Annotated in this window: 13 protein-coding genes; 3 read left to right on the top strand and 10 right to left on the bottom strand. The window is 51.4% G+C overall.

Going from position 1 to position 12,829, the window contains the following annotated elements:
* Nucleotides 1-74: 74 nt before the first annotated feature.
* Nucleotides 75-674: a lysophospholipid acyltransferase family protein gene (locus H8K29_RS16970; protein WP_186898532.1), complete on the top strand. Its 600-nt coding sequence runs from the start codon at nt 75-77 to the stop codon at nt 672-674.
* A 64-nt stretch (nt 675-738) separates the two neighbouring features.
* Here the strand turns inward: H8K29_RS16970 and H8K29_RS16965 are convergent, their stop codons facing one another.
* A complete protein-coding gene (locus H8K29_RS16965; RefSeq protein WP_186898531.1) occupies nt 739-1,824 on the bottom strand; it encodes an acyltransferase family protein in 1,086 nt (361 codons plus the stop codon).
* Nucleotides 1,825-2,023: 199 nt separating this feature from the next.
* Here H8K29_RS16965 and fliL point away from each other — a divergent pair, with 199 nt between their 5' ends.
* The gene (gene fliL / locus H8K29_RS16960) at nt 2,024-2,644 is read left to right on the top strand and encodes a flagellar basal body-associated protein FliL (protein WP_186898530.1); all 621 of its coding nucleotides are present in this window, start codon (nt 2,024-2,026) and stop codon (nt 2,642-2,644) included.
* 76 nt (nt 2,645-2,720) lie between these two features.
* Here the strand turns inward: fliL and H8K29_RS16955 are convergent, their stop codons facing one another.
* From H8K29_RS16955 to H8K29_RS16915, 9 genes are all read right to left on the bottom strand, one after another.
* Nucleotides 2,721-3,449, bottom strand: coding sequence for an EF-hand domain-containing protein (locus tag H8K29_RS16955; RefSeq protein ID WP_186898529.1), 729 nt, complete (start codon nt 3,447-3,449; stop codon nt 2,721-2,723).
* Nucleotides 3,450-3,634: 185 nt separating this feature from the next.
* Nucleotides 3,635-4,732, bottom strand: a complete 1,098-nt coding sequence (locus H8K29_RS16950; protein ID WP_186898528.1) for an ATP-binding protein — start codon at nt 4,730-4,732, stop codon at nt 3,635-3,637.
* A gap of 29 nt (nt 4,733-4,761) precedes the next feature.
* Nucleotides 4,762-5,481, bottom strand: coding sequence for a response regulator (locus H8K29_RS16945; RefSeq protein WP_186885907.1), 720 nt, complete (start codon nt 5,479-5,481; stop codon nt 4,762-4,764).
* A gap of 1 nt (nt 5,482) precedes the next feature.
* Complete coding sequence (locus tag H8K29_RS16940; RefSeq protein ID WP_186898527.1) at nt 5,483-5,968, bottom strand: CinA family protein; 486 nt, start codon at nt 5,966-5,968, stop codon at nt 5,483-5,485.
* Nucleotides 5,969-6,122: 154 nt separating this feature from the next.
* Nucleotides 6,123-6,647, bottom strand: a complete 525-nt coding sequence (locus H8K29_RS16935) for a phosphatidylglycerophosphatase A (protein ID WP_255423430.1) — start codon at nt 6,645-6,647, stop codon at nt 6,123-6,125.
* The gene (gene thiL, locus H8K29_RS16930) at nt 6,644-7,612 is read right to left on the bottom strand and encodes a thiamine-phosphate kinase (protein WP_186898526.1); all 969 of its coding nucleotides are present in this window, start codon (nt 7,610-7,612) and stop codon (nt 6,644-6,646) included. The genes H8K29_RS16935 and thiL overlap by 4 nt, the downstream gene beginning before the upstream one ends.
* 374 nt (nt 7,613-7,986) lie before the next feature.
* Complete coding sequence (locus H8K29_RS16925; RefSeq protein ID WP_186898525.1) at nt 7,987-9,189, bottom strand: FAD-dependent oxidoreductase; 1,203 nt, start codon at nt 9,187-9,189, stop codon at nt 7,987-7,989.
* Between the two features lies 1 nt (nt 9,190).
* Nucleotides 9,191-9,355, bottom strand: coding sequence for a rubredoxin (locus H8K29_RS16920; RefSeq protein ID WP_186898524.1), 165 nt, complete (start codon nt 9,353-9,355; stop codon nt 9,191-9,193).
* Nucleotides 9,356-9,447: 92 nt separating this feature from the next.
* Nucleotides 9,448-9,930, bottom strand: a complete 483-nt coding sequence (locus H8K29_RS16915) for a rubrerythrin family protein (protein WP_186898523.1) — start codon at nt 9,928-9,930, stop codon at nt 9,448-9,450.
* Nucleotides 9,931-10,204: 274 nt separating this feature from the next.
* Between H8K29_RS16915 and H8K29_RS16910 the strand changes: the two genes are divergently transcribed.
* Nucleotides 10,205-12,517, top strand: coding sequence for an NADP-dependent malic enzyme (locus H8K29_RS16910; protein WP_186885901.1), 2,313 nt, complete (start codon nt 10,205-10,207; stop codon nt 12,515-12,517).
* Nucleotides 12,518-12,829 lie beyond the last annotated feature (312 nt).

Genomic DNA, 12,829 nt, shown 5'->3' with positions numbered 1-12,829 from the left:
TCGCAGATATCAATATAATGCCGGGTCGCCCGGCTTTCGGGCAAATTTATCATTTGATATCAAAGACTTGCGGCATGCACTTAACTATTTTTGAAACACCTGTAATTAACACATTGATGCGTTGGATTTCCATCGCGGGATTACGTCTGACCGGATGGCGTGTTGAAGGGCAAACGCCCACCGAAAAGAAATATGTGCTGATTGCCGCACCTCACACCAGTAACTGGGATTTCCCCGTGACTTTGATGGTGTGTTTCGCTTTACGATTGCGTGTCTACTGGATGGGAAAGTCCAGTCTGTTTCCGCCAGTGATTCGTGTGGTGATGCGCTGGTTAGGTGGCATTGCTGTGAACCGCAGCGCGGCCGGCAATCTGGTGCAGGGTACTGTTGATGCTTTCCATGCCAATGAGCGCCTGACTGTGATCGTGCCGCCCGAAGGTACCCGAGGCAAAGTCACGCACTGGAAAACGGGTTTTTATTACATCGCGCTGGGTGCCGGTGTACCGATTGCACTGGGATATCTGGACTTTGGCAGAAAGGCCGGCGGAATCGGACGCATGTTCATGCCGACGGGTGATATTGCTGCCGATATGGAGGAGATCAAAGCGTTTTACAGCGGAATTCAGGGGAAGAATCCTCAGCAGTTCAGTGCCGACCATATCCAGACCAAGTAATTACCTTCGCTTTCAGCGCATGTCCGCGTCCGAATATGGCGGACATGCGGCTAGCCTTGCCGGTTTATTTTTGTGTGAGCGGCACGTCTTTAACCTGCTGTGCAGTGATTTCCGGCGTTGGATTCGGAGCGCGTATCTGGCGTACCAATAGCCAGTTCAAGGAGCTCAGGATACATTTCTGCGTGAATTTCTCACAATAGCGATGGGAGCCCAGATACACAATTACGGCGCTTGAGGCGAGTGAGATCAACAAGCGCGCGGTATCGCCCATTTGAAAAATACGATTCAGTATGCCCAGTTGATGAAGAGCGATCAGAGCCATTCCGTGCCACAAAAATACGTACATTGATCGTTGCCCTACGCGTGCCAATCCCCAGTCTCTGAGACTCAGCAAGTACAGGATGCTTAATCCTAAAAGCGTCGATACGCCATATTGCAGCAGTTGGTACAAAGAGCCGCTCAGATCAGCCATTTCCAGTCTGTGTAAAGAAAAACTGCCGTAGAGCCAGCGGTAATCGAATTGGGCTGGTAGCCGGAAACACATAATACTGCCAGCAATGACAATCACTGATGCCATACAAATTAAGCGCCAGTCACGCCCTTTCGATACGAAAGCATTTGCGCCGAGTTTCCAGCCTAAAATAAAAAACGGGAAAAAGAACAGCGTACGGGCGCCGCTCAGCAGATAACCCAGGTGTTCAGAGTAGCTGGTGACGAGCGCTAATCCCAGAGACAGAATAAGTGGAAATTGTAAGCGCGCAAATAACGGCAGTAACAAGCGCCAGCACAACAGACTCATCAGATACCAAAGCATCCAGTAAGGTGCGATCAGCCCCGCATAAACGCTGAAGGAACCGCGTATCAGATATTCGGTGGCCTCGTAAATCAGTTCGAAGCCCAGGAGCGGCGCTACAATATTCCGTATCAGTTGTACTGATTGTTTTTCGTCGAGATTCGCTTTGGAGAATATCCCGGATACCAACGCAAACATAGGCATGTGAAATGCATAGGCGAAGATCCAGATGGGGCGCAGAAATGCATCCTGAGCAATATGTAATTCGACGAAATGACCAAAGACAACTAAAAATATCAATATAGCTTTGATATTGTCGAAAGAGATATTTCTGCCGGAAGTAAGTGAGGAGGACATTGCTGCGGAGGAATACATAAAAAAACACGTCATCTTAAACGAAAGCGGGTCTACTATAGACGCTTAGTTTGTAACGAAAGTAGAATCGGGTTCCGTTGAGGTCGCGAAGATTCTCGCATAGATGAAAATGTTTCCACTTGGAAATTATGCCCTGCATTACAATATCGGCTCAGAAAAATTCATTTACGGGTTAATAACAATGGCGACCAATCCATCTAAAGCCAGCTTATTAAGTGCACAACTAGACTTTGAAGACGTCGACGGTAAGGCCTTGAAAGCGGTGGATGCTGAATTGGCGGATTTGAAATTTGACTTGCCATCTGACCCCGCACCGAAAGCGCCTGCTAATGTGCGCTCTGCGCCAAAAACACAGGCCCGTGCGACACCGGCCAAACCAGTGCTCACGCATCGCAAAACGCAAAAGAAAGATAATTTTGCTTTGTATGCGGCGATTATCGCTTTGTGTAGTTTTGTCGTTATTTTTTCCGCTATTTTTTACATCAAAGTGATCGCCAAAGATGAAACCACCCCAAGTTATCTGGCGCTGCCAAAAACAGTCGTCAACGTTGATGGGCAAGTGATCCGCCTTCAGGTCACAATACAAGTGCAGAATAAAAACCGCGACTGGCTGGCGACGAACAAAAAAGCGCTGTCCGATATTTTTCCGATTGTGGTCGCAAAAATAAATCCTGAAGACCTGCATTCCGAAGAGGGTTTTGAACGCGTCCGGGAAATGTTGCGCTCAGAACTGAATCAGAGCCTGGCGACAGATAAAATCGATTCAGTACTGATCAATGAGTTGCTGATGCAAAATCATTAGGCGCAGATAAGTATGTTGTTCAGGGAATAAAAAAAGTGACTTCATTGAAGCCACTTTTTTTATGTGCACGAGATTTTCAGACGCTGACAGAAATGCTCTGAGAATTCGATGGAGACGGTGAGCTATATGCCTGTAACAGTTGTATCGCTTTTTTGAACAGTGTTGCTTCACTATTGTTGTCTGCAGCACCTGCTTGTTGAGTGCCTTTGTCGCCACTGGCAGTTGCTTTCGCCTCGAGCAGTTTCAGCAAATACGCTTCCTCTTCTTTTTGTGTGACCTTGCCATCCTGATTGGTATCGGCAGCTTCATATGTTTTGCTTGCGGACGACGTGTCACTAGCCGAACTTGTAGCGGTACTGCTGGTCGTGGCGCTGCCCGAGCTGACGGCGTCAGTCCCACCTCCTGATGCCTCTGATGCGCCGGATGGCGGAGGCGGCGTACCTCTGTCCTGTCCCACGCCGGAAGTGCGGCTTTGGTTGAACTGGCTTTCCAGGTCATCCGCCAGTTTTTTTAAGCCACTGGAAAACTCGTCTTTGGTTACTTTGCCGTCACTATCAGCATCCAGTTTTTTAAATAAATCGTTGGCAGTTGATGTCGCATCGCTGCCGGACGTGCTGCCGGACGCGCTGGCGATGTTGCTGAAGGCGGATTCCAGATCGCTGACTTCGAGATAGCCCTGACCTTTGGTATCGAGCTTGGAAAACGCCTGTTCAGCCATCTGCGCCGGATCCGGGCGTTGCCGTTTGACACTACTGACACTGCCTGAATAGGCGGATGTGGACGAAATACCGGAAATGCTGCTCATCGTGGTCTCCTGTACGAAGAAAAAATCAGTAAGAGAAATGAATGAGATTGCGTGGACAGACAAGCTCAGACAAAACGTGTGACTGTGTTTATTGTCCCTTGTTGATTTTGCTCGTTTATGTCAACTTTGTATCAGGTATGACATACAAACATCAGGGGGGGCAAACACTTTGCTTTCTTCTGAATTTATTTCGCTACGTTGATGGCCGTGCGGGGCAGGCGGATTTCAGCGGTAAGCCCGATCCCGTTGGGATTGTTCGTGAGATTCAGTACGCCATGATGCTGACGGATAATTTCCTGCGCAATACTTAAGCCCAGGCCCACGCCACCGCTGTTTTTGTTGCGTGCTCCGGCGATGCGGTAAAACGGATCGAATACTTTTGTTAGTTCTGATTCAGGAATACCAGGCCCTTCGTCACTGATACGGATCAGCGCGAAATCCGCCGCATCCTGTAGCTGAATCTGCGTGCTGCCGCCATAGAATATCGCGTTTTCCAGCAGGTTAATGATGCTGCGTTGTAATTCATTTGGCATTGCATAGACCGGTTGCAAATGACCTTCGATACGCACGCTCTTTCCTTCGTCGCGCATATTATCGACGATGGCTTCCAGCATGGACTGGATATCCAGATATTGCATGGATTCACTGCTGCCGCGTAAATAATCCAGTGTCGCATTGAGCATGTGGCGCATCTCATCAATGTCCTGCAATAACTTGCCGTTGGTGACCGTGGCTTCCGTCTGATCTATACGTAATTTCATGCGCGTTAACGGCGTGCGCAGGTCATGCGATACCGCTGCCAGAAAGCGTGCCCGCTCTTCCATTTGCTGATGTATCCGATATTGCATCTGATTAAAAATGACAGCAGCCTGCCTGACTTCCAGCGGCCCGGTTTCAGACACAGGAACAACTTGCTGATCGCCTAATGTGCTTGCCGCTGCGGCCAGATTCTGTATCGGTCTGGCGAGTGTACGCGAACTGATCCATGCGCCTATCGCCAGCAGCAGCAATTGCAGACTCATGCTGATCAGTAAGCCGGATAAGGGGCCGTCAATACCGGATCTGCGATGAGGTGACGGCGGTCGCGCACCGTATTGTGGCGGATGATTGCTTGAATAGCCCGATTCTGCTCCCGGTGGGCGCAGTTCCGGCGGTGGTGGATGCGATGCATCTCTGAGGAACACGAAAAGTAAAACGAATGTAGCGGCATGACTCACGAAGACCGCGGCAAATGCGAGACCGAACAAGCGATTAAAAATCGTGTCGGCAAAAACTCGCCGCATTTTTTGCCGTAAATTTTGCATCGTCGTGATTACAGGCTGGCGCTGAAGACATAGCCTTCACCGCGCACAGTTTCTAATAACGAAGGCTGGCGCGGATCATCATTCAGTTTTTGGCGCAGACGTGACACCATCAGATCGATGCTGCGATCGACTGAATTGCTGGATTTGCCGATCGCCAGTTCGAGTAACTGATCGCGCGTCAGTATCTGTTTTGGATGGGCAAGGAATGCCCGCAATAATTTATATTCTGAATTGGATAAAGGAACGACCAGCTTTTGCGGGCTGAGTAATTGCCGGCTTGGGCAATGCAATTTCCATCCTTGAAAGTGAATTTCATTTTCCGAGGCGAGTTGCTGATTTTTTGCTTCCGTCTGCGCGCGCCGGATCACACTTTGCATGCGGGCGACCAGCTCGCGGGTATCGAATGGTTTGACGACATAGTCATCTGCACCTAATTCCAGACCAAGAATTTTATCGGACGATTCTCCGCGTGCCGTCAGCATGATGACCGGGATGTTACTCTTGTTACGCACGTGACGGAGCAGAGTCAGACCGTCTTCACCGGGTAACATCAGATCTAATAAGACCACATCAAAAGTGTGATGCGACAAGGCTTCACGCATGGCGCTGCCATCGCCGACGGCGGTGCAGTGAATATCAAATTTTTCCAGATACTTGCACAGCAGGATGCCGATTTCAGCATCGTCGTCGACGAGTAAGGCGCGGATTCTGGCGCTGGTGAAAGACAACTTATAACTCCTGTAAGTAACGCAGCAGCTTCGCCAGTGCGTGTGCGACTGTTTGTTCGCGTACCGCGTGGCGGTCGCCGGTAAATATCAGTCGTTCGGTATGTGTGACGCCGCCGACGATCCATCCAAAGCAGACTGTGCCGATAGGTTTGCCGGGAACGGCCCCGGTCGGGCCGGCAATGCCGGTTGTTGATAAGGACACATTGCCCTCTGAATTGGCGATGGCACCTTCGGCCATTGCGGCGGCGATTTCTTCGCTGACCGCACCGTGCCGGGCAATCAGCGCCGCCGGGATATTTAACAGCTCAGATTTGGATGAATTGGAATAGGTAACGAAGCCGCAGTCAAACCAGTCCGATGAGCCGGCGATTTCGGTGATCGCCTGCGCCACGCCGCCGCCGGTACAGGATTCGGCGACCGTCAGTAACAGCCGTTTTTCTTTCAGTTCGGTGCCGATTTGTGCTGCAAGTTCAAGTGCGTTTTGCATGGTGGGTCTCCCGTCTGGTTTTTGTTGGCGACTGTAAAGTCAGACTTACTTTACCACCATGTATGGCAGAAAGTGAAGACGCCGGTGTGATCTATGACATGCGTCAGACATCAATGCCGTTCAGATCCGGCAAGGTGTCCGGCAAAGGCCGGCGTCACCATGCGCGCCAGAGTGCAAACACCAGCAGCGTAAAAAAGGCGGCGACAATATCGTCCCACATGACGCCGAATCCGCCCTTCAAGTGGCGATCGAAATAGCGGATAGGCGGCGGTTTAACCATGTCAAAAAAGCGAAAAATCAGAAATGCCCAGGTTTGCGTGCGCGCGTCTGCCGGCAGCACAAACAACAGCACCGCCCAGATCGCGATGATTTCATCCCACACCATGCTGCCATGATCGGCCACGCCAAGATTTTTTCCTGTGACTTTGCAAGCCCAGATGCCGATCAGAAAGCCGATGACGATAATCCACGCCCAGCCTGCGGTCGTAAAGATTTCCGGCCAGCGCTGACTCAGTACATTAAAACTGAGCCAGCCGAACAGCGTGCCCATGGTACCCGGCACGGCTGGCGATAAGCCGCTGCCGAAACCCTGCGCCAGAATATGTGCCGGATGACTCAGCATGAAACGCCAGTCGGGGCGGATGATGATCGTTGGTTGTTGCAGGTCTGACGTGTTCATGGTGTGCTGAAATGATCAAAGGAATGGAGTGTCATGCGAATGGGTTGCTGCTGATCATCCGTCAGGCGCAAACCAGCGGCTGCTTCAATCTGACCGATGCGGGTGACTGGCGTATTGCTTGCGTGTCCAGCGGCGATGATGTCAGCGCGATGTGAGGCAGGTGCAGTGAAGCACAACTCGTAATCATCACCGCCTGTCAGCGTGAACTGGCGGCGTAATTCCAGAGGTTGTTGCTGCAAGACGGGCCCAGCGGGCAACTGATCGACAAACAGGGTGGCACCGAGACCTGAGCGTTCGAGTATATGACCGAGATCGCCTGCGAGCCCGTCGGAAATATCGAGTGCCGCATGGGCGATGCCACGCAAGGCAATGCCGAGGGCGATGCGGGGCGTAGGCTGATGCATGCGCTGCGCTGCGCGTTCATGATCTGATTCACTGAGCGTCACTTCTTTCCAGTACGCAGCCAATGCCAGACGCGCGTCTCCCAGCGTGCCTGAGACCCAGATATCGTCACCGATTTGTGCCGCATCGCGGCGCAGCGCGCTGTCTTTCGGCAGTTCGCCAAAAATGGTGATGCAGATATTCAGCGGCCCTTTGGTGGTGTCGCCACCGATCAGGCGGCATTGATGGGCATCCGCGAGACTCAGCAAGCCACGCGCAAATTGTTCCAGCCAGGCCGGATTCGCTTCCGGCAGAGAAAAGGCCAGCGTGAATCCCAGCGGCTTTGCGCCCATTGCCGCCAGATCCGAGAGATTCACCGCGAGGCATTTGTGCCCCAGCAGAAATGGATCAGCATCCGGAAAGAAATGTCGGCCTGATACCAGCATGTCGCTGGAAATCGCGATTTGCATACCGGGCGTGGGATTGAGCAAGGCGCAGTCGTCGCCGACACCCAGTGCGAGCACGGCGTCAGGCGCGGAATGGTGCGCGAAATAGCGCTTGATTAAGTCGAATTCTGAGAGCATGCGCGCATTGTACCCAAGGATGATGGCGGCGCGACATTCCTGATGACACCCTGACGCATGATTTTTCGCGCATCGAATGGAGATTCCGTTCGCATAGAATTTTCCTTGAATACGCCTGCACCATGCCTTCAACACGCATGAGCGATTGCACCTCATTGAATGCCGATGGCGCAAGCTTTCTGTACTGTATTGGCATTTCCACGCCTTCCTCTTTTTCCCGTCAATTTTAAGAAAAAAGGGGAGTATGTAAGAAAAACACGCTCATGTCCTTGTAAATAAAGGGTGTTAAAACATACTGGGGGGAGTATATTTAACGCCAAAAATGCCTTTGGAGATGCTTTTCACTCACGTAGCACGTACTGGGTTTGGCGGTTTCAGGCTATCGCTGAGGTTTTCACTGTTCCAAGTTCGCTCAATAAAGCATTCCTGATTTTCGCTTCCTGTGGTGCCACCGCGAAGCCGCGTATGACGCCATCATTGTCGATGAAGCGACAGATGCTGGCGGACACTTCCGGATGACTTTCGGTCTGCTCGTTTTCCCATTGCCCACGCTTCGCCACTGCCAGCGGCGGTGCTACCAGTGCGATCGGATAGCTTGGCGTTTTCACCAGGACTGGCGCTGGTTTAAAGTCGATTGCGGTCGGCGTTCCGGCCAGACTTTGTGCAATTGCGCGCGCCGCCGCCATGATCGGTGCGACATACGGCAAGGTGATGCTGTTGCCATCGGCTTGTGCATATTGTGCGCAATCGCCCAATGCATAAATACCTTTGACGCTGGTTTGCCCAAACTTATCCACGAGGATGCCGCGCTCGGCTTGCAAATGTGCTTCCTGTGCGAGCCGGATATCGGCACGCAGCCCTACTGCCGACAAGATCACATCGACGTCGATGTGTTCGCCGTTGACCAGCGTGATCCGCAAGCCGGTGTCGGTGCGGTCGATACTGCTGCTGGTTGTGCCCAGCCGGAACTGCACGTGTCGCGCTTGCAGTGCGGCTTGTAATCCTGCAGAAATCGCTGGTGGCGCGAGTGCCGCCAGCGGCGCAGGATGCGGGTCGATCAGGGTGACCTGATGGCCTCCGCTACGCAGATCGTCGGCAAATTCACAGCCGATCAGACCTGCGCCGATGATGGCAACGCGGGCGGATGTACCGGCAGCGCTGAGTCTGTCGCGCAGAACCGCATAGTCATCCAGCGTATTCACCGACAACACCTGATCGGCGGCGTTGCCAGCGAACGGCAAACGTATCGCTTGCGCGCCCACCGCCAGCACCAGTTGACTGAATTCAAATTCACCGGCGCTGGTGTGGACAGTTTGCTTTGTCGTATCGATTCCACGGACTTGTGTTCTGGTCAGGATCGTGGCATTGATTTGCGCCGCCATCTGATCTGCTGTCTGGCTGCGCAGGTGACTCGCGGTTTTGCCTTGCGCAAAGGCGTTCGACAACATGGGCTTGGAGTAAAAGCCGCCATCATCGCCGGTGATGATCAGCACAGGTGTGGTTTTGTCCAGCTTGCGGAATTCACGGGCCACGGTGTAGCCCGCCAGGCCGGAACCGATGATGGCGACGGGTTTCATATCAGATTTCCACCATATCAAAATCGGCTTTGGCGACGCCGCAGTCCGGGCATTCCCAGTCTGCTGGAATGTCGTCCCAGCGTGTGCCTGCAGGAATGCCTTCTTCTGGCAAACCGAGTGCTTCGTCATAGATAAAACCGCATACGATACATTGATAAGTTTTCATATTGTCCTCAGAATTGTTGCTTGTTTTTTTTGATGTTGTCAGCGACGCCGCATTGATTCGGGGCATCGCTGGAATGTCCGGTGTGTCGTTGCTTAGGATGCTTTGCTGGCTTCGAGCACAGCGCGATAGTGGTTCGCATGACGCTCTTCAACTTTCGCCAGCGCGGCAAAACGTTTGGCAGCCATGGCTAAAGTCCGCTTAAAGTTTTCAGCATGTTCCTTAGATTCTGCGATTTGCTCATCGTACTCGGCGACAGCAGCGTGATTGCCTTCTTCCACGGCGAGGTGGCGGAATTTTGGATACATTTCTGTGTATTCATACGTTTCTCCTTCAATCGCGATTTCTAAAGCCCGTTGTGGGGTCAGTTGCGCTTTTGGATACAGCAGATCGAGATGACCGAATGCGTGCATGACTTCCTGATCTGCGGTCGCTTCAAATGCTTGTGCTACATCTTCAGCACCGGCTTCGCGTGCCAGCTTGGCAAAATAGCGGTATTTAATGTGTGCCATCGATTCGCCTGCAAACGCAGATTCGAGGTTTTGAATAGTGACGGATGGATTTGCCTGGGTGCTCATATGATTCTCCTTGGTGATCGTTATTTAAAACGTTTTCTATCAAACATGGTGCAATGATAGATATTAATAATTGATTTGTGAATTCAATTGTTTTTATTTGTTGAATAGTTTTTGGCTATTTAAGAGCGAGTGATTTGATCGATTTTTATCTGATTCGTCCTCTGAAAAAGATAAAAGTCGTGTAAATACGTATGAAGTTAGAGGGTTCCCTCTGCTAGAATCACAGGCTAATCGTAAGTTTTGAGTAAGTAAAAATAGAAAGAGGCAGCCCCACATGGATTCGTCATCAGATCAAAAAGAGCAAATACGTCAGCAGTTGCGCCAGGCCGCACTGGAATATCATGAGTTCCCGACGCCGGGTAAAATCAGTGTGACGCCGACCAAGCAATTGACAAATCAACGCGATCTGGCGTTAGCGTATTCCCCTGGTGTGGCGTCTCCGTGCGAGGAAATCGTTGCTGATCCTACCGCTGCATTTAAGTACACCGCGCGCGGCAATCTGGTCGGTGTGATTACCAACGGTACCGCAGTGCTCGGTCTCGGCAATATCGGCCCGCTGGCATCTAAGCCAGTGATGGAAGGCAAGGGCGTTCTGTTCAAGAAGTTTGCTGGCATTGATGTGTTCGATATTGAAATCAACGAACCTGACCCAGACAAACTGGTCGATATCATTGCTTCTCTGGAGCCAACATTCGGCGGCATTAATCTGGAAGATATTAAAGCGCCAGAGTGTTTTTACATTGAGCGAAAATTACGTGAACGCATGAAGATTCCGGTCTTCCATGACGATCAGCACGGTACGGCGATTATTGTCGGTGCCGCGATCATGAACGGATTAAAAGTCGTCGGTAAAGATATTAAAAATGCGAAACTGGTGGTTTCTGGTGCTGGTGCTGCAGCGCTGGCCTGTCTGGATCTGATCGTTGACCTCGGCTTCCCGATTGAAAACATCTATGTGACCGATCTGGCTGGCGTGGTTTATAAAGGCCGTGCAGAGTTGATGGATCCGGACAAGGAGCGCTTTGCGCAGGAAACATCGGCACGTAGCCTGAAAGAAGTGATTGAAGGTGCCGATATTTTCCTCGGTCTGTCCGCCGGTGGCGTACTGAAACAGGATATGGTCAGAATGATGGCTGAAAAGCCACTGATCCTGGCGCTGGCAAATCCGACCCCGGAAATTCTGCCGGAAGAAGTCAAGGCGGTGCGTGATGATGCGGTGATGGCAACCGGTCGTTCTGACTTCCCGAATCAGGTTAACAATGTTTTGTGTTTCCCTTATATTTTCCGTGGTGCGCTCGATTGCGGTGCCACGACGATTACACGCGAAATGGAAATCGCGGTGGTGCATGCGATTGCAGAGTTGGCACAAGCCGAGCAGTCTGACGTCGTTGCTTCAGCCTATGGCATCAGCAACTTGTCTTTTGGCCCGGAATACCTGATTCCTAAGCCATTTGATCCGCGCCTGATGATCAAGATTGCGCCAGCAGTTGCAAAAGCAGCGGAAGAGTGCGGTGTGGCGGCGCGTCCGATCAAGGACATGCAGGCATACGTTGAGAAGTTGCAGCAATTCGTCTATCACAGCGGCACCTTCATGAAGCCTCTGTTTCAGTTGGCGAAAAAAGCGCCTGCAGATCGCAAACGTATTGTTTACCCAGAAGGTGAAGAAGAGCGCGTTCTGCGTGCTGTTCAGGTCGTTGTTGATGAGAAGCTGGCAACGCCGATTCTGGTGGGGCGCCCACATATTCTGGCGCAACGCGTCGAGAAGTTTGGTCTGCGTATTCGCCCTGGTGTCGATTTTGAAGTGATCAACCCTGAGTTTGATCCACGCTATCGCGAGTATTCCAAGACATATCATGAGATGACATGCCGCAAAGGCGTGACAGAGCAGTACGCGAAACTGGAAATGCGCCGTCGCCACACATTGATAGGATCAATGATGATCCATAAAGGTGATGCTGACGGTATGATCTGCGGCACGTTCGGTAGCACTGGCCTGCACCTGAATTACATCAACCAGGTTCTCGGTAAGCGCAGTAATGTGAAGGTGAATGCGGCGATGAATGTGTTGGTCTTGCCGGATCGTCAGCTTGTTCTGGTTGACACGCATGTGAATGAGAATCCAACAGCCGAACAAATTGCGGAAATCACGATACTTGCCGCAGAAGAAATGCGCCGTTTCGGTTTGTTGCCAAAAGCAGCCTTGTTATCGCATTCTAATTTCGGCTCCAGCAATAGCGAATCTGCACAAAAAATGCGTGCAGCGCTGGAAATCATTCAGCGTCAGGCGCCAGATCTGGAAATTGACGGCGAAATGCATGGCGACACGGCTTTGGACTCAGCATATCGTAAAAAAATGATGCCGAATTCGACTTTGAAGGGCGATGCAAATTTACTGGTTATGCCGAATATCGATGCAGCTAACATCGCCTATAACCTGATGAAAATCACCGCTGGTAATAACGTTGCGATTGGCCCTATCTTATTGGGTTGTGCAAAACCTGTTCATATCCTGACACCATCGGCGACAGTCCGCCGTATCGTTAATATGACGGCTTTGTGTGTGGTTGATGCACTTGCTCAGCGCTGATTAATATCACGCGGACCTGAAAACAGCCTTGCGTTCGAAAGGACGCAAGGCTGTTTTTTTATCTGTGATCGTTGATTTGCGCCGAATGTCTTTACCGCCGTCATTCGCATATTCATTAAAATAATTTACCTGTTAGATTGCGAATTGAGGAAGGTTTTGCTATAGTTCGGCTCCCGCTGAAAGGCGGGGAAGAAAGTGAAGAGCTGCAAGTAAAAAAGCAGCCCGCACAGTCAACAGACCGAAGTCAGGCCAAGCGATCCGATTGGTGCCCGCACAACAAAATGCGGACGCTGAGAAGAAAAAGCGAAGCGA

It is taken from the genome of Undibacterium sp. CY21W (assembly GCF_014284265.1).
GTDB lineage: Bacteria > Pseudomonadota > Gammaproteobacteria > Burkholderiales > Burkholderiaceae_D > Undibacterium > Undibacterium aquatile.
This window is presented reverse-complemented; position numbering and strand designations above follow the sequence as displayed.